Source organism: Sphingopyxis sp. QXT-31 (assembly GCF_001984035.1).
Taxonomy (GTDB): Bacteria; Pseudomonadota; Alphaproteobacteria; order Sphingomonadales; family Sphingomonadaceae; genus Sphingopyxis.
In genome coordinates this window covers 2,977,471-3,003,736 of record NZ_CP019449.1, presented here as the reverse complement: position 1 = coordinate 3,003,736, position 26,266 = coordinate 2,977,471, and the positions used below count along the sequence as shown (strand labels likewise).

Annotated in this window: 20 protein-coding genes; 10 read left to right on the top strand and 10 right to left on the bottom strand. The window is 67.5% G+C overall.

Annotated features, from left to right (window positions below):
• The first annotated feature begins 160 nt into the window (after window positions 1-160).
• The 4 genes from BWQ93_RS14460 to BWQ93_RS14445 all read left to right on the top strand — a co-directional run bounded on the left by BWQ93_RS14460 (window position 161) and on the right by BWQ93_RS14445 (window position 6,999).
• Window positions 161-2,320 (top strand): acylase, encoded by a 2,160-nt coding sequence (locus BWQ93_RS14460; protein WP_198040396.1) that lies wholly within the window; start codon window positions 161-163, stop codon window positions 2,318-2,320.
• 95 nt (window positions 2,321-2,415) lie between these two features.
• Window positions 2,416-5,295, top strand: coding sequence for a M16 family metallopeptidase (locus BWQ93_RS14455; protein ID WP_077031162.1), 2,880 nt, complete (start codon window positions 2,416-2,418; stop codon window positions 5,293-5,295).
• Window positions 5,296-5,321: 26 nt separating this feature from the next.
• Window positions 5,322-5,624, top strand: a complete 303-nt coding sequence (locus BWQ93_RS14450; RefSeq protein ID WP_058807971.1) for a hypothetical protein — start codon at window positions 5,322-5,324, stop codon at window positions 5,622-5,624.
• 115 nt (window positions 5,625-5,739) lie between these two features.
• Complete coding sequence (locus BWQ93_RS14445) at window positions 5,740-6,999, top strand: multidrug effflux MFS transporter (protein ID WP_077031161.1); 1,260 nt, start codon at window positions 5,740-5,742, stop codon at window positions 6,997-6,999.
• A gap of 68 nt (window positions 7,000-7,067) precedes the next feature.
• Here BWQ93_RS14445 and BWQ93_RS14440 read toward each other — a convergent pair whose 3' ends face one another.
• The 5 genes from BWQ93_RS14440 to BWQ93_RS14420 all read right to left on the bottom strand — a co-directional run bounded on the left by BWQ93_RS14440 (window position 7,068) and on the right by BWQ93_RS14420 (window position 17,877).
• A complete protein-coding gene (locus BWQ93_RS14440; RefSeq protein WP_077031160.1) occupies window positions 7,068-8,630 on the bottom strand; it encodes an amino acid permease in 1,563 nt (520 codons plus the stop codon).
• A gap of 101 nt (window positions 8,631-8,731) precedes the next feature.
• The gene (locus BWQ93_RS14435) at window positions 8,732-10,885 is read right to left on the bottom strand and encodes a transglycosylase domain-containing protein (RefSeq protein WP_077031159.1); all 2,154 of its coding nucleotides are present in this window, start codon (window positions 10,883-10,885) and stop codon (window positions 8,732-8,734) included.
• Between the two features lie 145 nt (window positions 10,886-11,030).
• Window positions 11,031-16,865 (bottom strand): alpha-2-macroglobulin family protein, encoded by a 5,835-nt coding sequence (locus BWQ93_RS14430; protein WP_083720911.1) that lies wholly within the window; start codon window positions 16,863-16,865, stop codon window positions 11,031-11,033.
• Window positions 16,866-17,157: 292 nt separating this feature from the next.
• The gene (locus BWQ93_RS14425; protein WP_077031158.1) at window positions 17,158-17,535 is read right to left on the bottom strand and encodes a histidine triad nucleotide-binding protein; all 378 of its coding nucleotides are present in this window, start codon (window positions 17,533-17,535) and stop codon (window positions 17,158-17,160) included.
• 21 nt (window positions 17,536-17,556) lie between these two features.
• The gene (locus tag BWQ93_RS14420) at window positions 17,557-17,877 is read right to left on the bottom strand and encodes a phosphoribosyl-ATP diphosphatase (protein WP_198040536.1); all 321 of its coding nucleotides are present in this window, start codon (window positions 17,875-17,877) and stop codon (window positions 17,557-17,559) included.
• Window positions 17,878-17,967: 90 nt separating this feature from the next.
• Between BWQ93_RS14420 and ung the strand changes: the two genes are divergently transcribed.
• The 5 genes from ung (at window position 17,968) to BWQ93_RS14400 (ending at window position 20,537) form a co-directional block, all read left to right on the top strand.
• Complete coding sequence (gene ung / locus BWQ93_RS14415) at window positions 17,968-18,672, top strand: uracil-DNA glycosylase (protein WP_077031157.1); 705 nt, start codon at window positions 17,968-17,970, stop codon at window positions 18,670-18,672.
• Complete coding sequence (locus tag BWQ93_RS14410; protein WP_077031156.1) at window positions 18,669-19,427, top strand: sulfite exporter TauE/SafE family protein; 759 nt, start codon at window positions 18,669-18,671, stop codon at window positions 19,425-19,427. The genes ung and BWQ93_RS14410 overlap by 4 nt, the downstream gene beginning before the upstream one ends.
• 93 nt (window positions 19,428-19,520) lie before the next feature.
• On the top strand, window positions 19,521-19,652 hold the full coding sequence (locus tag BWQ93_RS21395; protein WP_257787749.1) for a hypothetical protein: 132 nt from the start codon (window positions 19,521-19,523) through the stop codon (window positions 19,650-19,652).
• A 28-nt stretch (window positions 19,653-19,680) separates the two neighbouring features.
• On the top strand, window positions 19,681-20,142 hold the full coding sequence (locus tag BWQ93_RS14405) for a YaiI/YqxD family protein (protein WP_077032431.1): 462 nt from the start codon (window positions 19,681-19,683) through the stop codon (window positions 20,140-20,142).
• A gap of 203 nt (window positions 20,143-20,345) precedes the next feature.
• Window positions 20,346-20,537 carry a hypothetical protein gene (locus BWQ93_RS14400; RefSeq protein WP_077031155.1) on the top strand — a complete coding sequence of 64 codons (192 nt, stop codon included), beginning with the start codon at window positions 20,346-20,348 and terminating at the stop codon, window positions 20,535-20,537.
• Between the two features lie 245 nt (window positions 20,538-20,782).
• Here BWQ93_RS14400 and BWQ93_RS14395 read toward each other — a convergent pair whose 3' ends face one another.
• Window positions 20,783-21,334 (bottom strand): hypothetical protein, encoded by a 552-nt coding sequence (locus tag BWQ93_RS14395; protein ID WP_077031154.1) that lies wholly within the window; start codon window positions 21,332-21,334, stop codon window positions 20,783-20,785.
• A gap of 188 nt (window positions 21,335-21,522) precedes the next feature.
• On the opposite strand from BWQ93_RS14395, the gene BWQ93_RS14390 reads away from it, so the two are divergent.
• A complete protein-coding gene (locus BWQ93_RS14390; RefSeq protein WP_077031153.1) occupies window positions 21,523-22,659 on the top strand; it encodes a beta-ketoacyl-ACP synthase III in 1,137 nt (378 codons plus the stop codon).
• A gap of 245 nt (window positions 22,660-22,904) precedes the next feature.
• Here BWQ93_RS14390 and BWQ93_RS14385 read toward each other — a convergent pair whose 3' ends face one another.
• The 4 genes from BWQ93_RS14385 to hisH all read right to left on the bottom strand — a co-directional run bounded on the left by BWQ93_RS14385 (window position 22,905) and on the right by hisH (window position 26,259).
• Window positions 22,905-23,999 (bottom strand): calcium:proton antiporter, encoded by a 1,095-nt coding sequence (locus BWQ93_RS14385; RefSeq protein WP_077031152.1) that lies wholly within the window; start codon window positions 23,997-23,999, stop codon window positions 22,905-22,907.
• Between the two features lie 49 nt (window positions 24,000-24,048).
• Window positions 24,049-24,813: an imidazole glycerol phosphate synthase subunit HisF gene (hisF, locus tag BWQ93_RS14380; protein ID WP_077031151.1), complete on the bottom strand. Its 765-nt coding sequence runs from the start codon at window positions 24,811-24,813 to the stop codon at window positions 24,049-24,051.
• A 115-nt stretch (window positions 24,814-24,928) separates the two neighbouring features.
• Window positions 24,929-25,663 carry a 1-(5-phosphoribosyl)-5-[(5-phosphoribosylamino)methylideneamino]imidazole-4-carboxamide isomerase gene (gene hisA, locus BWQ93_RS14375; protein WP_077031150.1) on the bottom strand — a complete coding sequence of 245 codons (735 nt, stop codon included), beginning with the start codon at window positions 25,661-25,663 and terminating at the stop codon, window positions 24,929-24,931.
• Entirely contained in the window at window positions 25,651-26,259 is a 609-nt protein-coding gene (hisH, locus tag BWQ93_RS14370) for an imidazole glycerol phosphate synthase subunit HisH (RefSeq protein ID WP_077031149.1), read from the bottom strand. The genes hisA and hisH overlap by 13 nt, the downstream gene beginning before the upstream one ends.
• Window positions 26,260-26,266 lie beyond the last annotated feature (7 nt).

The following is a 26,266-nucleotide window of genomic DNA, read 5'->3' as shown; positions in this document are numbered from 1 at the left end:
CGAAAATCAACTCCCTGTTATTCCGGCAATCTTGGTCCTGCCCTGACCTAGCACGGCCGCTCCGCCCTGCAATCGGCACTCGACGAACGACAGCGGCTTGCCATCGGACCCGCGCCCCGTCAGACAGTCGCCTTCGTCGGATACCGCAAGAGGAACCAGCATGTTGCGCAAATTGGGAATCGGACTGCTGCTGTTGCTGCTGCTGACCGGCGTGTCGCTCGCGGTGTGGGAACCCTTCACCGCCGAACCGCCCGCGGCGCCGAGCTTCAAGCCCACCGACGTCAAGATCGCGCGCGACACGTTCGGCGTGCCGCATATCTTCGGCAAGACCGACGCCGACGTCGCTTATGGCGTCGCCTATGCGCATGCCGAGGATGATTTTTCGACGCTGCAGGAGGTGCTCGCGATGACGCGCGGGCGCGCGGGGGCGATGCTCGGGCAGGATGGCGCGGCGATCGACTATGCCGCCGCGCTGCTTGATGTTCGCGCGACGACCGCGCGCGACTGGCCCAAGCTGCCCGCCGATGTGCGGGCGCTGTTCACCGCCTATGCGGCCGGGCTCAACCGCTACGCCGACAAGCATCCCGACGAGATCCGCCTGTCGGGGCTGTTCCCGGTGACCGGCGAAGATGTCGTCGCGGGCTTCGTGCTGCGCTCGCCCTTTTTTTTCGGGCTCGATTCGACGCTCGGCTCGCTGGTCGAGGACAAGCCCATGGGGCGCGAGGGCGGGCCCGAGCTCGACGCCACCGGCAAGCTGGTGCCGCGCAAGGACACGCCCTTCGGCAGCGATCCCGCGGCGAATGGCTCGAACGCGATGGCGGTGGCGCCCGGCCGCTCGACCGATGGCGCGACGCGGCTCGTCTCCAATTCGCATCAGCCATGGACCGGCGGGGTCGCCTGGTACGAACTCGTCGTGCACAGCGAGGAAGGCTGGGATTTCGCGGGCGCCAACTTCCCCGGTTCGCCTTACCCCTTCCTCGGGCATAACAAATATCTCGGCTGGACCAATACGGTGAACCGGCCCGACCTGAACGACATCTACAAACTCGTGCTCGACGACAGCGGCGAGAATTATCGTTTCGACGGGAAATGGCGCCCGCTCGAAAAGAAGCGCGTGTGGCTGAAGGTGAGGTTCGGCCCCTTCGTTCTGCCTGTCCCGCGCACCGTCTATCGCTCGGTGCACGGCCCGGTGATCAAAAACGACAAGGGCGCCTTCGCGATCCGCTACGCGGGCATCGACCAGGCCAATATGGTCACCCAATATTATCGCCTCAACAAGGCGAAGAATTTCGCCGAGTGGCGCGCCGCGATGGCCGGGCAGGGCGTGCCCGCGACCAATTTCATCTACGCCGACCGCGAAGGCAATATCGGCCTCTTCTATAATGCGATGTTCCCCGACCGGCCCGCGGGATACAACTGGCGCGGCATCCTGCCCGGCGACACCTCGGCCGACCTGTGGACCAAGACCTTGCCCTTCAACCGCGTGCCCGCGCTGGTCAATCCGGGCTCGGGCTATGTGATGAACGCCAACAACACGCCGTGGGTCGCCGCGGGGCCGGGGGACGAGCTCGACGCCGCCGCCTTCTCGCCGCTGCTTGGGATCGAGGACGATATGAGCAACCGCGCGTCGCGGCTGATCGATCTGTTCGAGGCGTCGGGGCAAATCGACGAGGCGCGGCTGAAGGCGATCAAATATGACACCGCCTATGCGAAGACCGGCTATGCCAAGGCATGGATCGACCGCATTCTCGCGCTCAAGCTGGCGGGCGATCCCGAACTCGCCAAGGCGCAGGCCTTGGTTCGCGCGTGGGACTGGAACCTCGACGGCAAGGGGCAGGGCGATGCGCTCGTGCTGATGATTCTGCGTCCCGCGAACCGCGTCCATTACCAGCGCCTCGCCGAGCAGCCCGACCCGCGCACGGTGCTCAAGGAAGCCGCCGACCATCTGCAAAAGCATTTCGGCACGCTCGATCCCAGGCTCGGCACCGTGCTGCGGCTGCGTCATGGCGAGGGTGAGCATCGCATCGACCTGCCGCTCGACGGCGGCAACGACACGATCCGCGCCTCGACCCTGTGGGATGCCGAGCCCGACGGGCGGCTGAAGGTGCGCCACGGCGACAGCTTCATCATGTTCGTCACCTGGGGCCGCGACGGCACGCTCAAATCCGAATCGATCCAGCCCTTCGGGTCGGCGACCACGCGGCCCGAGAGCCCGCATTACAACGACCAGGCGCCGCTCTTCGTGAAGCACCAGCTCAAGCCCGTGCTCTTCGATCCCGCCGCGCTCTGGGCTAGCAAGCCGCGCGTCTATCGGCCTTGAACGCGGCGCGTTGCCGTCCTAAACCATTGACACAGTGCCGTCCGGCATATGGTCGCACGGGCCATCGCGCCCGATCTCGAGCCAAGAGGATATCCATGCCCCGTTTCCATCGTTTCGCCGTCGCCCTTGCCCTGTCGACCTCGCTCGTCGCCGCGGGGCCCGCGCTCGCCAAGGCCAAGGCCGCCGACCCCGCGCCGATCGCCGACCTGGTGAAAGCGGTCGATATTCCGTATCAGGCCTTCACCCTCGACAACGGCCTGCGCGTCATCGTGCACGAGGATCGCAAGGCGCCGGTCGTCGCGGTGTCGGTGTGGTACCGCGTCGGGTCGAAGCACGAGCCCAAGGGCAAGACGGGCTTTGCGCATCTCTTCGAACATCTGATGTTCAACGGCTCGGAAAATGCGCCGGGCGATTTCTTCGAACCGCTGCAACAGGTCGGCGCGACCGACGAGAATGGGACGACCAACGTCGACCGCACCAATTATTTCGAGACCGTGCCGACCGGCGCGCTCGATATGGCGCTGTTCCTCGAAAGCGACCGCATGGGGCATCTGCTCGGCGCGGTGACGCAGGAAAAGCTCGATAACCAGCGCGGTGTGGTCCAGAATGAGAAGCGCCAGGGCGACAACAACCCCTATGGCCTGCTGCGCTACGAGATTTTCGAAAATCTCTTCCCCAAGGGCCACCCCTATCATCACAGCACCATCGGTTCGATGGCCGACCTCAATTCGGCGAGCCTCGACGACGTGAAAAAATGGTTCACCGACAATTACGGCCCGAACAATGCGGTGCTGGTGCTCGCGGGCGACGTCGACGTCGCGACCGCCAAGGCCAAGGTGCAGCAGTGGTTCGGCGACATCCCCAAGGGCCCGGCCGTGATGGCGCCCGCGACCAGCGTGCCGACGCTGCCCGCGCCGCTCGCGAAGGAGGTCAAGGATCTGATCCCGACGACGCGCCTCTATCGGATGTGGGCGATCCCGGGGCTCAACGATGCCGAGGCGGTGCCGCTGCAGATGGCGATGGGTGTGCTCGGCGGGCTGTCCTCGTCGCGGCTCGACAATGCGCTGGTGCGCAAGGACCCCGTCGCGGTCAGCGTCTCGGCCTTTGCCCAGCCGTTCGAGGACGCTGGCATCCTGCTCGTCCAGGCCGATGTGAAGCCGGGGGTCGACCCGGCGCTCGTCGGTCGGCGGCTCGACGAAGAAATCGCGGCGTTCCTTACGACCGGTCCGACCGCGGACGAATTGCAACGCGCCGCGGCGAGCAATCTGGGCGGCGTGATCGCTGGGCTCGAATCGGTCGGCGGCTTCGGCGGCAAGGCCGTCGCGCTCGCCGAAGGCGCGCTCTATTCGAACGACCCGGGCTATTACAAGGTCGAGCTTGAGCGGATGGCGAAAGCGACCCCCGAAGAGGTCAAGGCGGTCGCCAATAAATGGCTGTCGCGCCCGGCCTTCTCGCTGACCTACACCCCCGGCGAACGCACCGAAGGCGGAGAGGCTCGCGGCGGCGCGGTGACCGAGGGCAAGGCCGTGGCGGCGGTCGAACCCGATCGCTACTGGAACCCCGCGCTCGGCGATGTCGGCCCCGACACGGGCTTCGGCACCGCGATCGCCGACCGCTCGCAGCTGCCCGCGGTCAGCGGGCTCAAGGCGCTCGAATTCCCCGCGATCGAGCGCGCCAAGCTCAAGAACGGGATCGAGGTCGTCTTCGCGCGCCGCGCGACGGTGCCGACGGTCAATGTCGCGGTCAGCTTCGATGCGGGTTACGCCGCCGATCCGCACAGCGCGCTCGGCACCCAGTCGCTGATGCTCAGCCTGATGGACGAGGGCACGACCAGTCTCGATTCGATCGCTTTCGCCGAGGCGAAGGAGCGGCTCGGCGCGCAGATCGACGCGTCGGCCAACGCCGACGAGACGGTGTTCAGCCTGTTCGCGCTAAAGCCCAATCTGGCGCCGTCGCTGACGCTGCTTGCCGACTATATCCGTAATCCCGCCTTCGACGCCAAGGAGCTCGACCGCGTGCGTGCACAGCAGCTCAACCGGCTGAAGGCCGAGCTCAACAACCCCAATGCGATCGCGTCGCGTGTGTTGATGCCGGTGCTCTACGGCGCCGACCATCCCTATGGCATCCCGCCCTCGGGCCTCGGCGACGCCAAGGCGGTGACCGCGGCGACGCGCGACCAGCTCGCGAACTTCCATTCGACCTGGATCCGGCCGGACATGGCGCGCATCTTCGTCGTCGGCGACACGACGCTGAAGGAAGTGACCAAGCAGCTCGACGCCGCCTTCGGCAATTGGAAGGCGCCGGCGACGGCGAAGCCGGCCAAGCATTTCGAGGTGGCGATCCCCGCGCCGCAGCCGCGCATCCTGCTCTTCGACCGGCCCAAATCGCCGCAGTCGGTGATCCTCGCGGGCAAGGTGCTCGAAGCCAAGGGTAGCGACAGCCTCGAGGTGCTGCGTTCGGCGAACGACATCTTCGGCGGCAATTTCCTGTCGCGCTTCAACACCAATCTGCGCGAGACCAAGGGCTGGTCCTATGGCGTGCGTAGCCGCATCTCGGGCGACAAGGACCGCATCGCCTGGATCGCCGCCGCCCCGGTGCAGGCCGACCGCACCGGCGATTCGATCAAGGAGCTGCAGAGCGACCTCAAATCCTTCCTCGGCGACAAGGGCGTCACGGCAGAGGAATTGCAGCGCACGATCAACGGCAGCGTGCGCGAACTGCCGGGCAGCTTCGAAACCTCGGGCGACGTGCTCGGCGGGCTGCGGACGATCGTCAAGTTCGACCGGCCGGACGATTATTACGAAAAACTGCCCGCGACCTATGAGGCGATGACCACGGCGGACGTCGATGCCGCAGCGCGCAAGGCGCTCAGCACCGACGGGCTCGTCTATGTCGTCGTCGGCGATGCGTCGGTGGTGAAACCGCAGCTTGACGGATTGGGTTTGCCGGTGGAAACGGTGACTCTCGATAACTAACATCAGTTTCAGTAAGGAGAGCCGCAATGTCTCAAGTCGATGGCAGCTATGATTGCGTCACCAAGTCGCCGATGGGCGACCAGAAGTCGGTTTTCACGGTCACCAGCGACGGCGCGACCTTCACCGGCCAGAATGCCGGCGCGATGGGGTCGCTCGACGTCGAGAACGGCAAGGTCGACGGCAACAAGCTGACCTGGACCATGAACATGAAGGTGCCGATGCCGATGACGCTCGAATGCGAAGCGACGATCGACGGCGACGCGCTGACCGGCACGATCAAGGCGGGTCCGTTCGGCTCGATGGCGATGACCGGCACGCGCCAGGGCTGATCGCCAACACATCGAAACGGGAGAGGGCCGTCCTGCGGGGCGGCCCTTTTCTTTTGCGCTGCATAGCTTTGCGGGGGTGGCCAAAAGGGGGGCGGGGGAGCATAGCGCCGCTGCCATGCACGATATCCCCGCCTCTCCGCCGCCTTCCGAAACGACGCGCCGCCTGCCCGGCCCGCGCGAGATGGTCGCGATGATGGCGATGCTGATGGCGCTCAACGCGCTCGCCATCGACGCCATGCTCCCAGCGCTGCCCGCGATCGGCAAGGGGCTGGGCGTCGCGGTCGCGAACGACCGGCAATATGTGATCTCGATCTACATCCTCGGCACCGCGCTCGGCGCGCTGGTCTATGGCCCGCTCGCCGACCGCTTCGGGCGCAAGGGCGTGTTCGTGCCCGCGTTGATCGCCTACACGATCTTCGCGATCGGTTGCGGGCTCGCGACCAGTTTCCCGATGCTGCTCGCATTGCGCTTCGGCCACGGGGTCGTCAGCGCCGCGCTCGGCGTCGTCGTCGTCGCGGTGATCCGCGACCTGTTTTCGGGCGATGCGATGGCGAAGCGGCTGTCCTTGATCTTCCTCGTCTTCATGATCGTCCCGATCATCGCGCCGTCGATCGGCGCCGGGGTCGCGGCGCTCGCCGGGTGGCGCGCGATCTTCCTCGTGCTCGCGGCGATGGGCGTGGTGATGCTGATCTGGCTGCGCCGTCTGCCCGAAACGCTCGATCCCGCCGACGTCCGCGGGCTCGACTGGCGGACGATGGTCGCCGGGTGGAGCGCAGTGATGCGCCACCGCCGCGCCGCGGGATACATGTTCGCCGCGGGGGTGATGCAGGCCGCACTGTTCGGGTATCTCAACAGCAGCGAACAGATCATCGCCGAGGTGTTCGGTGCGCAGGCGCTGTTCCCGCTCGTCTTCGCCTGCGTCGCGGTGGGCATCGCGATCGCCAATTTCTCCAACGCCGCGATCGTCGAGCGCTTCGGCGCACGGCGCGTGTCGCAGACCGCGGTCTTCGCCTTCATTGCGACCTCGATCGCGCAGATCGTCGCGGCGCTCAGCGGCGCCGAGACGCTGGCGATGTTCACCGTGCTGATGATGGTCAATGTCGGGCTGATCGGCTTCATTGGCAGCAATTTCGGGTCGATCGCGATGGAGGATTTCGGGCATATGGCCGGCATCGCCTCCTCCTATCAGAGCTTTGCCAAGACCCTGCTCGCGGCATGCGTGGGTGCGTTCATCGGCCAGCAGTACGACGGCTCGACGCTGCCGCTCGCTTATGCCTTTCTCGGCTGTGCGACCGCCGGACTGGCGCTGGTCCTGTGGGCCGAGCGCGGCCGGTTGTTCACCCGCCCGGGCACCGCGCCGAAAAGCCCTTTCTGACGCGCAAAAGAAAGGGGCCGCCGCAGCCTTCGCTGCGGCGGCCCCTTTGCATTGGGTGTCGATCCGGCTCAGTCGTGGATCGGCGCGTGGGGCTCGAGGTCGTCCTCGTGCACCTCGACGATGCCGCGGCCGAGGTGGCTGCGGCTGCGGCTGTAGAGGAAATAGAAGACGAGGCCGATCGCGCCCCAGATGGGGAGGACGATCATCGCCTCGAAAGGCAGGTTGAGGAAGAGGAAGATCGTGCCCGCGATGGTCAGCGGGCCGATCAGCCACAGCGCCGGCGTCTTGAAGGCGCGCGGCGTGTTGGCGGCGGTCTTGCGCAGGATCATCACCGCGATGGCGACCATCATGAACGCATAGAGCGTACCGGCGTTGGCGATGTCGGCGAGCTTGCCGACCGGCAGGAACGCCGCCGCGAAAGCGACGACGATGCCCGTGATCGCGGTGATGACATGGGGGGTTTTCCACTTGGGATGCACCTTGCTCCACGATTCGGGGAGCAGGCCGTCGCGGCTCATCACGAAGGCGACGCGGGTCTGCCCGAAGAGCAGGATCAGGATGACCGACGGCAGCGCTACGAAGGCAGCGATGCCAAGCATGTTGCCGACGCCCGACCAGCCGATTTGGCGCAGCACATGCGCAAGCGCTTCGTTCGAGCAGACCAGCGGCAGCTGGTCGGCGGCGAAGGTGGCACACTGGCGCGCCAGCTCTTCCGAACCCGCCGGGAAGGGGATGCCGTTGGGTCCCATGATCGGCTGGCCGCCGACCGTGCCGACCGCGCCCGCCGCGACAAGGATATAGAAGACGGTGCAGAAAAGCAGCGAGCCGATCAGGCCGATCGGGACGTTGCGCTGGGGGTTCTTGGTTTCTTCCGCCGCAGTGGAAACCGCGTCGAACCCGACATAAGCAAAGAAGATTGTAGCCGCCGCGCCGACCGCGCCAAGGCCCGAACCGAAGCCGCCAAAGACCCCGGCGGGGAGGAAGGGGTTGAACTTGTCGGTCGAGAAGGCCTCGCTCGGTAAAGTCAGGGCGATGAACGCGGTCAACGCCGTAACCTTGATAGCGACCAGCACGGCATTGACGCGCGCGCTTTCGGTGGTGCCGATCATCAGCAGCCAGGTGATGAGCAATGCGATGAAGACCGCAGGCAGGTTGATGATGCCCCCTTCAATACCGCCGAGTGCCAACGGCGCTCCCGCCAAGGCCGCGGGGAATTGAAAGCCGAAAAACTCCAACAACAGGCCGTTGAGATAGCCGGACCACCCGACCGACACTGCAGACGCCGCGACCGCATATTCGAGGACAAGCGCCCAGCCGACCGTCCAGGCGAGTACCTCGCCCATCGTTGCATAGGTGTAGGTATAGGCGGAGCCCGCGACCGGGATCATCGCCGCGATCTCGGCATAGCAGAGCGCCGCGACGATGCAGATCAGCCCCGCGATGGCAAAGGCGAGCATCAGGCCCGGTCCGGCTTTTTGCGCGCCGGCGGCGGTCAGCACGAAAATGCCGGTGCCGATGACGCAGCCGATGCCGAACAGGGTGAGCTGGAAAGCACCGAGGGTTCGGTGCAGCGACTTTTTCTCGGCGGTGGCCAAGATGGCGTCGAGCGGTTTGACGCGACCAAATATCATCCAAATTTCCCCTTTGGGGCCCGGTGTGGGCCTCTCATGGCGGGATAGAGTAAACGCTCCTTTCGTCAGCGCAACTTAATTTCAGGCGTGTGACGGGCGGTTTATCGCACCGTGAAGCGCACGCGGTCGACCATCCGCCCGCCGGGGTCGACGAGCGCGAGCATGTGGCTGCCCGGGCGCGGCAATATCTGCTGGCCTGCGTCGGCGTCGCCGAGCGGGCGCTTGTCGAGGATCAGCCGGTAGCCGGTGACCTCGCCGCTGACCGCGACCGCGAGGCGCTGGCGATCAAGCGGAATGTCAGGATCGAGCGCATAGACGCTGCCGCTGACCGGGCTGGTGATCCGCGGGCGGCGCGACGCGGCGGGGGCGGCGGCCATTTCGGCCTGGCCCGTGCCGCGGATGAAATATTCGCGGCGCGGCGGTTCGCGCGTGCCGGGGAGCGCGATCTGGCGCGCCTCGACATCGGCGGGCATGGCGGGCGCCCTGCCGGGGCTGCCTGTATGAAGCGCGAGCATCACGTCGCGCCACACTGGCGCGGCCCCCGAGGTGCCCGACACCGCGCGCATCGAATCGCCCTCGAGGTTACCGACCCACACCGCGACGGTGAAGCGGTCGGACCAGCCGATGCACCAATTGTCGCGCATGCCCTTCGACGTGCCGGTTTTCGCTGCCGCCCAGAAAGGCAGGCGCAGCGCACTGTCGGCGCCGAAGGCGTCGGTGCGCGCGGCGGCGTCGGCGAGGATGTCGCCGACGATGAAGGCGGCGGCGGGGGCGACGATCGGCTGCGGCGGATGTTGGCGCAGGTGCCGCGTAGCGTCATAGTTCACGGGCGACCAGTTTCCGGAATTTGCCAGTGTTCTGAAGGCGTTGGCTTGTTCTACCAGCGACACCTCTGCCGAGCCGAGGGCGAGGCTGAAGCCATAATATTCGCCGTCCTCGACGAGGCCGTGATAACCCAAGGCCCACAGGCGGTCGCGGAACTGCTGGACGTCGTCGATGACGAGTGCGCGCACCGCGGGGACGTTGAGCGACGAAGCGAGCGCGTGGCGGACGCTGACGGGCCCCTTGAAACTATGGTCGTAATTCTTGGGGACGTAGAGCCCCGAGGCGGTGTCGAGCTGGACCGGGCTGTCGTCGAGGATCGAGGCGGCGGTGAGCCAGCGATGCTCGATCACCTGCGCATAGAGATGCGGCTTCAAGGTCGAGCCCGCCTGGCGCCGTGCATTGGCGCCGTCGACCTGCGCCGCGGTCGATTTGAGCCCGACGCCGCCGACATAAGCGAGCACGTCGCCGGTCGCATTGTCGAGCACGACCACCGCGCCGTCGCGCACGCGATCGGCGCCGAGCCCCGACAGCTGGCGCTTGAGCGCGACGATCGCCGCTTCCTGGATGCGGCGGTCGATCGTGGTGGTGACGCGCTTGCCGGGCTTGTCGAGCAGACGGACCGCGAGGTGCGGCGCGAGCGCGGGGTCGAGCTGCGCGATACGCTCGCCCGAGACGAGTGTGGCGGCGGCGAGACGGAGCGGCGTGCAGTCCTTCGCTTGCGCGGCGCGGCAGGCGCGCTGGCCGAGGGTGTCGGCGCCCGCGGCGGGGTTGGGGAGCAGGCCGGCGAAGAGCGCGGCGTCGGTGCGGTCCATGTCGGCGGGCTTCTTGCCGAACAGCGCGCGCGCGCCGGCGCCGATGCCCTGCGTCTCGCCGCGCAGCGGCACGAGGTTGAAATAGGCCTCGAGCATCTGTTCGCGGGTCCAGTCCGCCGCGAGCGCCTGCCCCGCGCGCATCTGGCGGATCTTGGCGAGCCAGCCGCGCTGGCCGGGAAGCGCGAGTTCGGGCGACAGGAAGCCCGCGAGCTGCATCGGCAGCGTCGAGGCACCGCGCGAGCGGCCGCCGGTCCTCCCCAAATTCAGGCGGGTTTTGGCCGCACTCGCGATGGCGAGCCAGTCGACTCCGCCGTGCGACCAATAGCGCTTGTCCTCGCTGGCGACGACAGTGTCGCGCACCGGTTTGGCGATGTCGGCCAGCGGCACCCACGCCATGCGGCGGCGTTCGAAATCGACGCGCTCGCTGTCGAGCAGGCGGCCATCGCGGTCGTAGAGCCAGGCTTCGCTGGGCTGCCAACTTTTGCGGACCTCGTCGTAGGATGGCATCGCGGGGGGCTTGGTCAGCAGGTGCGCGACGGTGGTGAGGATGAGCAGCGCGAGCACCGCCCAGGCGAGGGCGTCAAACCAGCGGCGGCGCGCCGGTAGCCGGTTATTCACTGTTCGTCATCCCGGCGAAGGCCGGGATCTCGCCGGTGCATGAGAAGGCGAGGGCGAGATCCCGGCCTTCGCCGGGATGACGATCCAGATTGAGGGGCATTGCTTCAACCACATGACGGAGATGGAAAGGTACGTCTTTGCACCATTACTCCGCGTTGCTCACCACGGTCAGCGACCCATTGGGCCACTGGCCGCGGATTGCGGGCGAGTACATCGCCTCGACGCGCGTCGGGGGCAGGTTGAACTTGCCCGAGCCGTTCAAGCGCACGACATATTCGACCGCGTGGGTGCCCGCGGGCATCCAGCCGAAATAGCCGCGCCAGCTGTCTTTCCCACGTTCCACATAGCTCGGCCACGCGCCCTCGCCGCCCGCCTGTTCGCCGAGCATCTGCGATTGGCCGCCGAGGTTGCCGACGATCGTCGCGCCGGGGGGCACGGGGTCGTTGACGACGACCCAGGTGCGGCCGGCCGCGGCGACCACCGCGATCCGCACCTTAATCACGTCGCCGCGCGTCAACGTGCCGGGCGTCGCCGCCTTGATCACGCTGACCGAGCGCTTGATGCGATAGCCGGCGTTGAGCGGCTCCTTGAGCGGCACCGGCGCCCTGACGCTGACGACGGCCCAGGGCGAGCCACTGCCCTCGTGGCGGAGGCTCATCTTGCCCGTGACGAGCGGCACGCGGAGCGGCGTCACCGGCTCGACGAGCGGCCAGCTTTGGCTCGCGCTCGCGCCCATCAGCTCGATGCGGCTGATCCCGGTGATCGCGGCGGCTGGATAGAGCTCGGCGAAGCGGCGCACGGTCACCGCGCCCCACGCATTGGCCGGGGTGGTGTCCCAATGGCCCTTGCGCTGGCGCTGCGCGACGCCGACCATCAGCTTGCCCGCATCATTCTCCCAGCCCTTGCGGCCGAGCACCGCGTCGAGCGTCTTGATCGCCATCTCGTCGCCGCTGACCATCATCCACCACGGCGCTTTCGCATCGTCGACGAGGTCGACGCGCGTGCCTTCGTAGACGAGGCGCTTCCTGAGCTCGGCCTCGGCTGCCGCACGCAGCGCCGGGGCGTTGCGAACGTTCGGGGTGCGCTCGATCGCGACGAGCCAGTCGGCGAGCGTGCCCGTAGCCATGTCGGCGGGGACCATGTCGATCGCCGCGACCAGCTTCGCGCTCGACGCATTGTTCCGCGCGAGCGCGGCGAGCGCGGCGACGCGGACCGGGCGGATGTCATAGGGACCATAGCCCTTGCGGGTGAGGCGTCCCTCGACCACCGCTTGCAGCGCGCTTACCATCTTGGCCTTCGAATCGTCGGGGATGGCGAAGCCGTTTGCCGCGGTGATCGCAAGGACATAGGCGGTGAGCTCGGCCGAGCCCTCGAGCCGCTCGTTCGGCCAGTAGCGGAGCAGCCCGTCCTTATCGAGATAGGTCGGTATCGCCCCCGCCAGCGCCTGCCAGCGGCCGACATCGTTCAGCGCGACCGCGCGCGAGGTCGACTGTTCGAAGCAGTTGTAGGGATAGACGCCCATATAGTCGCGCACGCCCGACAGCGGCGGCGCGAGCGTGCCCGCGAGCGCGATATCGACATAGCCGCCGGGAAGCGCGCCCTCGGGAACGCCGATGGGCAGGCTGGTGTCGGGGCCGACGCGGAACAAAGACGCGGCCCAGGTCTCGATCGGCACCGCGGGTTCGACGATCTGCTGGAAGACCAGCCGGTCGCGCGCCTTGCCGTCCTTCGACGCGGCGTCGACGGTCCATTCGATCGGCCCGGCATTCTCCGGAGCGACGACCGACCAGCTGACCGGCACCGCGCCCCCCGCGGGGATCGTGACGGTGAGCGGCGGCGCGGTCGCGACCGCAGGCGACAGAGTCGCATTGGCGGTGACGGTCATCGCCTTGTCGGTGCCGTTGCGCAGGGTGAAGCGCGCGTCGAAGGTGTCGCCGGTGCGGACCAGGTCGGGGAGCCCGGCGAAGACGCCGAGATCCTGCACGGTGCGGACGCTCGTCTCGCCGGTGCCGAAATATTGCGATCCGTCGGTCGCGATCGCGACGAGGCGGAAGGCCGAGAGATTGTCGCTGAGCGGCACGTCGACCGTGGCGCGCCCCTTGGCGTCGAGCGGCACGCGGCCCTTCCACAGCAGCACGGGACGGAAATCCTCGCGCGTCAGGCCCGAGAGGTCGCCGCCACCGCCACCGCCGGGTTCGAGCGCCTTGCGGCCGTAATGTCTTTTACCGACGACCTGCATTTGCGCGGTCGAGGTGAGCACGTCGAGCGTGCGTTCGCCCATCATCGCGTCGATCAGCTTCCAGCTTTCGTTCGGCGCGAGTTGCAACAGCGCTTCGTCGACCGCGACGAAGGCGACGTCGGCGTTCGCGGGCGCCTTGCCGTTCGGTCCCTTGACCTCGATGCTCGCCTTCGCGGTTTCGCGGACGGCATATTTGGCCTTGTCCGAGGTCACTTTCACGCCGAGCTGATGCCCTTCCCAGCCGACCTTGATGCGCGCGATGCCCATGCGGTAGCTCGGCTTGGCGAGGTCGACGAGCGCGGTCGCCGGGGCGCCCTCGCTGTTCTCGATCTTGAAACCCGCCGCGCGTTTCAGCTTGCGGAACCAGCTTTCGTTGCCCGTGACGCGCCCGCGCACCGCCATCACCGAAACATAGACGTCGGGCGCATAGGTCGCGGGCAGCTTGACCTTTACGACGGGGTTGGTGCCCTTCAGCGGCACGACGAAGCTCGAAAGCACGCCTTCGCGCTCGACGGTGACGAGTGCCGTGGCTTCGCGGAAGGGCATGCGGACCTGGAAGCTGGCGGTGTCGCCCGCGGCGTAGCGCGGCTTTTCGGCGATCACGTCCATGCGGTCGCCATTGTCGCCGCCGAACCACCAGTCGTCGTCGCCCGCGAGCCAGACCGAGCGGACGGCGCGCGCCTCGTTGCCGTCGGCGTCGACGGTCGTGGCGACGACGGTGACTTCGCCCGAGACGCCCGGCGCCATCGCGCAGCGCGCGCGGCCGAGCTTGTCGGTCGAGGCGCTGCACGTTGCGGCGAGGCGCGTGGTGCGCACCTGGTTGTCATAAGCGTAGAAGCCGCCGATCAGGCGCCGCCGTGCAGTGATGATCTCGCGGCTGTAGAGCGCGACCTGGACGCGCTGGCCCGACAGCGGCCGGCCGTCGAGGTCGAGGGCGACGAAATTGAGGCGCAGATCGTTGTCGCGCATCAGCCAGCCGTCGGTCTTGAGGCCCAACCGTACCGCTGAGGGGAAGAGGGTGATGCGGCGGCTCGACGTCAGCGTCTCGCCATTGGCGTCCTCATAATCCATCTCGACCGCCATCTGGGTCGGCTCGGTGATCGGCTGGTCCACCGACACCGTCGTCGTCGCGCTGCCATTGGCGTCGAGGCGCAGCGGCACCGAACGCGCGAGCGGCATCTCGGCGGCGGGCTCCTCGCCGCTGTCGTCGAGCTGGACGACGCCTTCCTTGATCGCCGCGCCGTCGAAATCCCAGTCGCGATAATCCTCGGGGGGCGACCAGCTCGGCGAGAAGCTGGTGCGCATCTCGACCGGGATATTGGGCGCGGGGCCGCCCGACAGGTAACCGACGAAGAGCGACAGCGGCACCTGCGTCGGGCGCACTGGGGGCGTCTTGGGCCCGGTGACGGTCGCCTTCATCGTCGGCAGGCGATATTCGTCGACCTTGACCGACTGCGACGACCAGATCGTCTTGTCCTCGCCGTCCTTGTCCTTGGTGACGAAAACGAGGTCGTAGTCGCCCATCGGCGCCGAGGCGGGGACGTTCCACACGCTCTCGCCGCTGCCCGAGGCGTCGATGCTGAAGGGCATCGAGAATTCGGTGTCCGAGCCGCGGTGGACGAGGCGGAGCTTGCCCGCCATCGGCTTGGGCGTCGCAAAGCCCGTGCCGACGGGGCGGCGCAGGATATGCTTCATATTGACCGTCTCGCCGGCCTTCACCAGCGCGCGGTCGAAGACGGTGTGGAGGATGTCCTCGCGTTCGGACCAGCCGTAAGGCAGGTCGAAGTCATAGGGGCGGATGCCGTTGCCCCAGTCGGTGAGGGTGAAGCTGAAATCGTCGCCGCTGCGGGCGCTGACCATCAAAGCATGGCCCTCGCTGACCGCGGGGTTGGGCTCCTCCTCGCAGCTCGCATAGGTTTCGGGTTGCGGCAGGCCGCTCGGGAAGGCGAGGCGGCCCTGCTTGTCGGCGGTGCCGCGCGCGAGCTGGCGCCCGGTGCAGGCGTCGGTGACGCGGACCTCGGCGCCGGGGACGGGCAGGCCGGTGTCGAGCGCGGTCACCCAGGCGAGCGAGCTTTCGCGACCCCATTTGAAATGCACCGCCATATTGGTGACGAGCGCGGCGGTGGTGACATAGCGCGTCGCCTTGCGGCCGAGCAAGGCGGCGCCGAGCTCGGGGCTCGCGATCTCGACGACGTGGAAGCCCTTTTCGGTCAAGGGAATGCCGACGACCTCGAACTCCTTGCCGCCCGCGGCGGGGCTGAGCTGCATCTCGCGGCGTTCGCCGCCCGCGGGGGCGCCGTCGAACACCGACTTGGTGCCGGTGTAGTTGACCGTGACTTCCTTGCCGGTCGCGTCGCGCTCCTCGCGATAGTCGGTGTCGTCGGCGTCGTCGACGCGCTTCAGCCAGCGCGCGATCGCGGCATCGTCGTCGCCGACGCGCAGCGCCGTCGCGGGCATCTTGAGGTTCGACTGCGCGAGCGAGGCTTCGACCCCGCGCACGGTGACGGGCAATATGCCCCCCTCGCCCGCCTCGAGGATGCCGAAGCTGGCGGCGAATTTGACCAGCGGCGGCGCGCGGTCGATGTGGAATTTCAGCGGGAAGTTCGACTGGTTCTGCAGCTTGCGGCCGCTCTGGTCGGCGACGTCGGCGGGTAGGATCAGCGTCGCGTCGATATTCTGCGGCAGCGGGCCGGTGAAGCGCACATAGGTGACATGCGCGTCGTTCTTGTCGTCGTCGTCGAGCTTCGCGGCGATCTTCTTGCCGTCGGCGGTGTTCAGCGTCGCGGCGAGCGCGACGTCGCGCGCGACGGGCGAGGCGAAGCTCAGCGTGATGTCCTTCAGCGGGTTGCAGCCCGCCTGCGGGTTGACGCGGCTGCACGACATCTTCGCGGTGAAGGCGGGGCGGACGTCATAATCGAAGCGCTGGTCGCGGCCGGCGGTGCGCGACGGCGCGCCGGCCTGCTGGATGCGCGCGTCCCAGACGAGCGCCATCTCGCGCCCGGGGGGCAGCGGGCGGCGGCATTTGACCGGGACGATGCGCTCGAGCACCTGGTTGCGGTCGGCGCCCGCGACGGGGAGGCGGAGCGGAAGGTTGCCGTTATAGGCGAATTCCTGCCGGTCCCAATTGGTCTGGCCGAGGCCGTCGAGGATCTCGCTCGCGATCTCGGGCTTCAGCACGTCGACGGGGATCTTCTCGCCAATGCCATCGACCGCGCAATAGGCGTAGCGGCCGACCGAGGCGCGGTCGGCGGCGACATTGGTGGCGACGAGGAAGATCTGGTCCTCCTCGATCCCGTCATAAGTGCCGCCGACGAGCACCGCGCGCGCCGAGGGGCCGCCCGAATCGATCTCGAAGCGGCTGTTGCCGCCGACCCAGGTCCCCGCGGCGGTGCGCAGGTTCGGGACCAGCTCGACGTTGCAGGTAACCCCGCCGGGCAGCGCCTTGTCGAATTCAAGCACCCAGGTGCGCGTGTCGACCCAGCGGCCGGTGCCGGGGACGGGGCAGTCGTGCTTGGCGGGCGCCTTGGCGCGCGGGTCGCCGAGCGGCACGATGTCGTCGGAGAAGCGCAAGGTGAAGCGCGCGATCGTGCCGTCGCCATTGCCCGCGCTGCCGGGGGTGGCGAGGATGACCTGCGGGATGGTGTCGGCGCTGGTGGCGGCGAGCAGGCCCGCGAGCGGGACGATCAGCGCCAGCTTCGCTTTCGCCGCGAGGGTCCTGCCCCAAGCCCGCCATCCCGCCATTGCCGTGTCTCCCCGTGGCCTATGCGCTATCCTGCTGGAAACAGGGGGCGCTGTCCACCCGCTGCCGCATGGCGCGCACGGTTAATCGCAATGCGTGACGGCGCTGTGATCTGGATCACTGACAAATCGAATTCGCGGTGATTCGGCCGATGTCATTCCTCCCCGGAACGGGGAGGTGGCAGCCGCGAAGCTGCTGACGGAGGGGGCTATCGTGGCCCGCCAGCGTTGCGTGAGGACCGGCCCCCCTCCGCCATGCTTCGCATGTTCCCCCTCCCCGTTCCGGGGAGGATTTTCAGCGCGCCAGCATCGGCCCCAGCTTTTGCCCCGCGAAGAGATGCACGTGGAGGTGCGGCACTTCCTGGTGGCTGTCGAGCCCGACGTTCGCCAGCAGGCGGTAGCCGGGCGCGACGAGGCCGAGGTCGCGCGCGACCTGCCCCACCGCGCGGACGAAACCCGCGATCTCGGCGTCGCTGCCGCGTTCGGAAAAATCGTCCCAGCTGACATAGGGGCCCTTGGGGATCACCAATATGTGCAGCGGCGCCTGCGGATTGATGTCGTGAAAGGCGAGGCTGAACGCGTCCTCATGGACCTTCTTGCACGGCAGCTCGCCGCGCAGGATGCGCGCAAAGATGTTGCTGTCGTCATAGGGGAGGGTGGCGTCGATCGGCATGGTCGCTCCTATTGCGGGATGTCAGGACGGGCGCGCGGCCTTTTCGGCGTGCCCCGAGGTGCCGTGGCGGCGGGTCAGTTCGGCGGCGATGTCGGTCCATGCAAGGCCACGCTCGGCGAGCAGGATCGACAGGTGGAAGATCAGGTCGCTCGCTTCGCCGACCAGCGCCTTGTCGTCCTCGCTGATCGCGGCGATGACGGTCTCGACGGCTTCCTCGCCGAGCTTCTGCGCGATCTTGCCGCGGCCCCTGGCGGCGAGGCTCGCGACGTAGGAGGCTTCGGCGTCGCCAGCTTCAAGGCGCGCCTTCACCACCGCTTCGAGCTGGTCCAGTGCTTCGCCGATTGCCATTGCCATGATCCCCTATGTGCGCGCCGTGCCTAGCGGGCCAATAGCCGCTGGACAAGGCGCGCCAGCTCCGGTCAAAGGCTCGGCATGGCCGAGGTCAAGCTTCATCCCGACTGGCTCGCGCGCATCGGCGGCGAGTTCGATTTGCCTTATATGGTACAGTTGAAGGCGTTCCTCGCCGGCGAGCGCGCGAAGGGCAAGACCATCTATCCCAAGCCGCGCGACTGGTTCGCGGCGCTCGACGCGACCCCGCCAAGCGAGGTCCGCGTCGTGATCCTGGGGCAGGACCCCTATCATGGCGCCGATCAGGCGCATGGGCTCTGCTTCTCGGTGCAGCCCGGGGTGCGGACGCCGCCGAGCCTGGTCAATATCTACAAGGAAATGCGCGACGACCTGGGCATCCCCCCGGCGCGACACGGCTATTTGAAACATTGGGCCGATCAGGGCGTGCTGCTGCTCAACAATGTGCTGACGGTCGAGGCGGGCATGGCGGCGTCGCACCAGAAGCGCGGCTGGGAGCGTTTCACCGACGCCGCGGTCGCGGCGGTCGCCGCCGATCCGGCGCCCAAGGTCTTCATCCTGTGGGGCAGCCACGCGCAGCGCAAGGCCGCCGACGTGCCGGGGCTGGGGGCGGGGAGCCCGCACCTGATCCTGCGCGCGCCGCATCCCTCGCCCTTGTCGGCGCACAACGGCTTTTTCGGATCGAAGCCGTTCAGCCAAGCCAACGCCTTCCTGTCGGCCAACGGGCGCGGGACGATCGACTGGCAATTGCCCGAGATGCCCGACGCATGAGCATCTTGGCCGATCCGGTGACGCTGGCGATATTGATCGTCGCGGTGGTGCTGCTCGGCATGGCGAAGGGCGGACTCGCCGGGGTCGGCGCGCTCGCGACCCCGCTTGCCGCGCTGGTGCTGCCGCCCGCGACCGCGGCGGCGCTGCTGCTGCCGATCCTGATCGTGCAGGACGTCGTCAGCGTCTGGTCGTTCCGCCAGACGTGGGACGGGTGGATCATCGGCTGGATGCTGCCCGGCGCGGCGGTCGGCATCTTCGCCGGCTATTATTTCGCGGAGCAAGTCAATGAGGCGCAGCTGATGGCGGCACTCGGCGGGATCACCATGCTCTTCGGCCTCTATCGCCTGTGGGTCGAGCGCGGCGGGCGTGTCGTCGCACCGTCGACCTCGCCGGGCTGGGTCGGCAGCCTGTTCGGGATCGCGACCGGCCTCACCAGCCAGATCGCGCACGCCGGCGGGCCGCCGTTCCAGATGTGGGTGACCCCGCGCCGCCTGCCGCATCTCGTCTTCATCGGGACGAGCTCGATCCTGTTCGCGGCTATAAACTGGATGAAGGTGCCCGCCTATCTGGCGCTCGGCGCCTTTCCGCACGAGGTGGTGGTCGCGGCGCTGCTGCTGATGCCGCTCGCGATCGTCAGTACCTTGCTGACGGTGCGCTGGCTCAAACGCATGAACCCCGCGCGCTTCTATGTGATCGTCTATGTCCTGATGGTGCTACTCGGCGCGAAACTGCTCTGGGATGGAGTGTCGGCATGAGCGGGCGCGCCGGAAACAGGCGACGCGCGGCGCCGTTGCGCCTAGGGTCGCCGGCGACGGGCAACGGCGTCCGCCGCCTCCAAGGTATTGATCATGGCCAAAGGGCAGAAGAAAACGAACCGCGAAGTCCGCAAACCCAAGGCCGAAAAGCCCAAAAAGCCCAACGCCAGCAATCCGTCGACCAAGACCGGCGTGGTCGCGGGGCTCGACAATATGAAGAAATAAGGCGGCGGTGTCGGCCGGGGGACGCGGTGTGACGGCCCCGCCCGTCATCCTCGTCGACGCCGACGCCTGCCCGGTGAAGGACGAAATCTACAAGGTCGCGTGGCGGCACGAGGTGCCGGTGAAGATCGTCAGCAACAGCCGGCTGCGCGTGCCCGACCACCCACTGATCGAGCGCGTGGTGGTGTCCGACGGCTTCGACGCCGCCGACGACTGGATCGCCGAGGCGGCGCATGCGCGGTGCATCGTGGTGACCGCCGACATCCTGCTCGCCGATCGCGCGCTGAAGGCGGGGGCAACGGTGCTCGCGCCGACGGGCAAGCCCTTCACACCCGCGTCGATCGGCCCTGCGATCGCGACGCGCGCGATCATGGCCGACCTGCGCGCGGGCATGGGCGACGGTATGGGCGGGCCGCCGCCCTTCTCAAAAGCCGACCGGTCGGCCTTCCTGCAAGCGCTCGACGCGGCGCTGGTGCGGCTCAAGCGCGGGTGATTCACGGCGCACGATCGACCGCGATTCGCTAAGGCGAATTTTCTTTCCCTTTTCTGTCACAGGCCTGTGAAAATTTTTCGGGGCCAGTGATTTCGCTCACGGTCGGCCAGCGCGCGCGTCGCCATAAGCAGCTCATCGGGAACGCCCCGAGCCAGTTTCAAAACCGAACACAGACTTTGAACCGAACAGAAGGAAGACCCAAGATGACCAAGAAGATGATCCTCGCTCCCGTGCTCGCGCTGACCGTGGCGCTCTCGGCCACCCCCGCCATGGCGCAGTCGGCGCAGCCGTCGAGCGGCATGACGATCAGCGCCGGGCCATTACAGGTCCTGATCGGCCTGCTGCTGCCCGCGGTGCAGAAGGTGCGCGAGGCGGCCAGCCGCTGCCGCTGCTGAGCCTCCGAAATCGAGGTCCCCGGGCCGGCCCTCCGGCCGCCTGGGACAGCCCTCCCGCCGATGCGACCCCGGCGGGAGGGCTTTTTCGTGGGTTGGAAGGCGATTGCCGAAAAGCCGCCCTATAAAATCCCGCTTGTGTCGAGCGAAGTCGAGACACGCCGAGTTTGCGCACGTCTTCACGTGTCTCGACTTCGCTCGACAAACGGACATAGGGGAAGGTCTTTGCTTCCCGGCGGACGCCCCGTTCAATTCGCCGGCTTGGTCTCGTCGATCTTTTCGACCCACTCGGGGTAGAAGCTCGGCTCGCGCGCCGACCAGCCCGGCGCGGTCGCGGCGGCTTCGCTGATCGACTGGAGCAATATCTTGCGCTTGTCGGGGTGGAGGTGCGGCAAGGACGCCGCCGCGCAGAAGGCGCCCGGCAGCCACGGCCGCGCGTGCGCGCCGAGCAGCCGCTCGTACAAGAAACGGTACGACGCGAAGCCCGGCAGGCGGTCCTGTCCGAGGTCGAAGGCCGACACCGCGACGAGCGGCGCCATGAAATGTTCGAGCGCGTCGAGCCCGCTGTCGTCGGGGATATGCGCGCGAATCTCGGTGATCCGCTGATACACGCGCGCCTGGACGCGGATCGCGGTCTCCTCGACCATGTCGCGCGACCAGCGCGCGATCGCGTCGTCGCGCTCGAGCCCGATGTCGAGCGAGCGGCGGATGTAGCGCTGCGTCGCCGCAGGGAAAGCCGCAAATTCCTTGATTTCCGCAATCGACAGATCGCCCGCTGCCGGTCCCGAACGCGTCGCCATGGTCATGCTCCCGCACGGCGCCCGGGGAGCCATCCCCCCGGAGGCCTGCATCTGACAGTCTGCCACCAAAATGGTTAGTGGCGGGTTAACCATGGTGTCGGAGAATGTTCAGCAATCGCTGGGGCGTTGCGCCGCGCCGCGCGGGGGCCTAATCTACGTGCAGCAGAACAAAACACGCAGGGACACCCATGTCGCACGCACCGCAGCCGGTCATTTCGTCCACCGGCCTTTTCACCCCCGCCGAAGCCATCTCCAACGAAGAACTTGTCGCCAGTTTTAACCAGTATGTTGCGCTGCACAATAGAGAAAATGCGCAGGCTATCGCAAATGGCGACGTCGCCGAGCTGACCGAGTCGAGCGTCGAATTCATCGAAAAGGCGAGCGGCATCGGCTCGCGCTTCGTCGTCGACAAGTCGGGCATCCTCGATCCCGCGCATATGGCGCCGCGCATCGAGGCGCGGCCCAATGAGGAGATTTCCCTGCTCGCCGAGATCGGCGTCGCCGCGGCGAAGGATGCGCTGGCGCGCGCCGGGCGCGATGCCGCCGACGTCGATGCGGTGCTGTGCGCGGCGTCGAACATGCAGCGGCCCTATCCCGCGATGGCGGTCGAGATCCAGGACGCGCTGGGGATCGACGGCTTCGGGTTCGACATGAACGTCGCCTGCTCGTCGGCGACCTTCGGCATCCAGACCGCCGCCGACTATATCCGCGCGGGGCATGCGAAGAGCGTGCTGGTGGTGAACCCCGAGATCTGTTCGGGGCATTTGAACTGGCGCGACCGCGACAGCCATTTCATCTTCGGCGACGTCGCGACGGCGATCCTGGTCGAGGACAAGGATATCGCGCCGGCGGGGCATTGGGACATCCTCGGCACGAAGCTCAAGACGCAATTCTCGAACAACATCCGCAACAATTTCGGTTTCCTCAACCGCGGCCATGGCGGGATCGACCAGGACGGACCGAAGAGCGACAAATTGTTCGTCCAGGAAGGCCGCAAGGTGTTCAAGGAAGTCGTGCCGTGGGTCGCGAACCTGATCGTCGAGCAGATGGAGCTACTGGGGCTGGAAGGCGCCGACATGCGGCGGCTGTGGCTGCACCAGGCGAACACCAACATGAACCGCCTGATCGCGCAGCGCGTGCTCGGCCATGAGGCGAGCGAGGACGAGAGCCCGACGGTGCTCGACACCTATGGCAATACGTCGAGCGCGGGCTCGATCATCGCCTTCCACCTCAACCACGAGGATATGGCGGCGGGGGATACGGGGCTGATCTGTTCGTTCGGTGCGGGCTATAGCGCGGGGACGGTGTTCGTTCGCAAGACCTGAGCGCCATAAGGGCGTCGTGTTATGAGGCGAGGGCGCGCTATTTTGTTTCACGCAAAGGCGCAAAGGCACGAAGAAGGTCGGAAGGATGAAGTTGATTGGCGCGAAGCGCCGTTCAACCTTGTATTCCTTTGATTGCGCCTCCGGCGCGAGATCGCGCGGCGGGCGCTATCGACGCCCTTCTTCTTTGTGCCTTTGCGTCTTTGCGTGAAATATTTTCGGCCCAACTTGGGATCCTCAACCACCGTTCATGGCACAAACGTCGTGAACAGATAGATCGCGAACAGCATCAGGTGGATCACCCCCTGGAGCACCGTCGTCCGTCCGTTCGCCAGCGTCTGCGACGCCACGATCAGCGACAGGAACAGCAGCACGGTCGATTTGGCGTCGAGGCCGAGGCTGATCGGCAGGTCGGTGACGATCGACAGGATCGCGACCGCCGGAATGGTGAGGCCGATCGTCGCGAGCGCCGAACCCAAAGCGAGGTTGAGGCTGGTCTGGAGGCGGTCCGCCTTCGCCGCGCGCACCGCCGCCAACCCCTCGGGCGCGAGGATCAGCGCGGCGATCAGCACGCCGAGCACCGCGGGCGGCGCGCCCCAGTCCGATAGCAGCGCGCCCATCACCGGCGACAGGTTCTTGGCGAGCAGGACGACCGCGAACAGGCTGGCCAGCAGCAGCGCGCCGGAGATTGCCGTGCGTTGAACGGTCGGCGGGGCGGCGTGGTTGTCGGGCTCGCCGTCGCCATCGGCATCGAGGTCCGCTTCGGGCAGGAAATAATCGCGGTGACGCACCGTCTGCACCAGCGCGAAGGTCGCATAGAGGATCAGCGATACCGCCGCGACGAAACCCAGTTGGACCGGCGAATAAAAGGAGCCCGGCGCGCTGGAGGTAAAATTGGGGAGCACCAGCGTCACCACGGTGAGCACGGTGAGAGTCGCCAGCGCGGCACCCATGCCGGTGCGCTGGAAGCGCTGTTCGTGATGGCGGATCGCACCGCTGAGCAGGCAAAGGCCGAGAATCAGATTCACGATCACCATCACCGCCGCGAACACCGTGTCGCGCGCCAGCGTCTGCGCCTTTTCGGGCTCGGCCTGCATCAGTGTCAGGATCAGCCCGACCTCGATCACCGTCACCGCGAGCGCGAGGATCAGCGTGCCGAAGGGCTCGCCGACGCGGTGCGCGATGACCTCGGCATGATGCACCGCCGCGACGACCGCGCCCATCAGGATGATCGCGACCAGCCAGGAATTGAGCGGCATCGCGAAGCTCGCCAGCGCGGCGACGAAGCCGAGGATCGGGAAGATGTCGTTGGTGCGGTCGGCGAGGCGGAGTTTCGAGGTCATCGGCCTTCTATTGCAGGCCGATTCCCGCGGCGCCACCCCCGCGGGTCGATTAATGCGCGCGCACCGGCAATCCCGCGGCGGCGAGGCGTGCGTGGGCGTCGGCGATCGTTGCTTCGCCGAAGTGGAAGATGCTCGCGGCGAGCACCGCGCTCGCGCCGCCCTCGATCACGCCGGCGACGAGGTGGTCGAGATGGCCGACGCCGCCCGAGGCGATCACCGGGACGCTGACGGCATCGGCAATCGCGCGGGTGAGCGCGAGGTCGTAGCCGTCCTTGGTGCCGTCGCGGTCCATGCTGGTCACGAGCAGTTCGCCCGCGCCAAGCTCGGCCAAGCGGACGGCATGCCCCAGCGCATCGACCCCGGTCGGCTTGCGCCCGCCATGGGTGAAGATTTCCCAGCGGCCGTCCGCAACCCGCCGCGCGTCGATGCTGCCGACGGCGCACTGGCTGCCGAAGCGGTCGGCGATGTCGGCGACGAGTTCGGGCCGCGTCACCGCGGCGCTGTTCACCGCGACCTTGTCGGCACCCGCGAGCAGCAGCGCGCGGGCATCCTCGGCGCTGCGCACCCCGCCGCCGACGGTGAGCGGCATGAAGCAGACCGCGGCGGTGCGGCTCACCATGTCGAGCAGGGTGCCGCGGCCTTGGTGCGTCGCGCTGATGTCGAGGAAGCAGAGCTCGTCGGCGCCCGCGGCGTCATAGGCGCGCGCGGCCTCGACCGGGTCGCCGGCGTCGCGCAGGTCAACGAAATTGACGCCTTTGACGACGCGCCCTTCGGCGACGTCGAGGCAGGGGATGACGCGGACGCGGACGGTCACGAACCCAGCCTCTCGACCCCGTTTGTGTCGAGCGAAGTCGAGACACGCCGAAGCAAGGCGCCCAGCCAGGACGTGTCTCGACTACGCTCGACACTAACGGAAGTGGGAGTGTTTCTCATCCGCGTCCCACCGCAATCGCTTCGGCGAGATCGAGCCGCCCGTCGTAGAGCGCGCGGCCGGTGATCACGCCTTCGATGCCGTCGGCGACATGGGGGCGGAGCGCGTGGATGTCGCCGATGTCGGCGACCCCGCCGCTGGCGATCACCGGAATGGTCACGGCTTTGGCGAGCGCCACCGTCGCCTCGACATTGCAGCCCTTGAGCAGCCCGTCGCGGCCGACGTCGGTGAAGAGCAAAGCGGCGACGCCGGCATCCTCGAAGCGGCGCGCGAGATCCTCGACCCGCACGTCGGAGACGTCGGCCCAGCCCTCGGTCGCGACCATGCCGTCACGCGCGTCGACCCCGACGACGATGCGGCCGGGCAGGTCGCGCGCGGCGGACTTCACGAATTCGGGATCCTTGAGCGCCGCGGTACCGATGATCACGCGCTCGACCCCGAGCGCGAGCCAGCGGTCGACGCCTTCGCGATTCCGGATGCCGCCGCCGACCTGCACCTTGCCGGGGAAGGCCGCGACGATGCTCTCGACCGCGGCGCCGTTGACGCTCGCCCCCGCGAAAGCGCCGTCGAGATCGACGACGTGGAGATGGTCCGAACCCGCCGCAGCGAAGAGACGCGCCTGCGCCGCAGGGTCGTCGCCATACACAGTCGCGCGCGCCATATCGCCCTCGGCGAGCCGCACCACCTGCCCGCCCTTGAGGTCGATCGCGGGGAAGATGGTCAGGGCCGCCACTTGAGGAACCTTTCGAGCGTTGCGAGGCCATAGGCCTGGCTTTTTTCGGGATGGTACTGGACGCCGACGATATTGTCCTTCGCGACCGCGGCGACGAAGGGCGCGCCATGGCTACTGGTGGCGGCGACATCGACGGCATCGGCGAAATGATAGCCGTGCAGATAATAGGCCTCGCCTGCGGCGATCACCGGATGCGCGGCCGCGGGGATGACGTCATTCCAGCCCATGTGCGGGATGCGGATGCCCGGCGCCGGGTCGAAGGCGCGCACCTTGCCGCCGATCCAGCCGAGCCCTTGGCGCGTTCCATGCTCCTCGCCCGCATCGGCGAGCAATTGCATGCCGACGCAGATGCCGAGGAAGGGCGCGCCCTCGCCGCGCACGCGCCGCTCCATCGCTTCGACCAGCCCGTCGATTGCCGACAACCCGTTCATGCAGGCTGCGAAGGCGCCGACACCGGGCAGCACGATGCGGTCGGCCTTGGCGACGATATCGGGATCGGCGGTGACGGCGACGTCCTGCGCGCCCGCCGCGACGAGCGCATTATGCACCGAGCGAAGATTGCCCGCGCCATAGTCGATCAGGGCAATGACGCTCATGGACGGC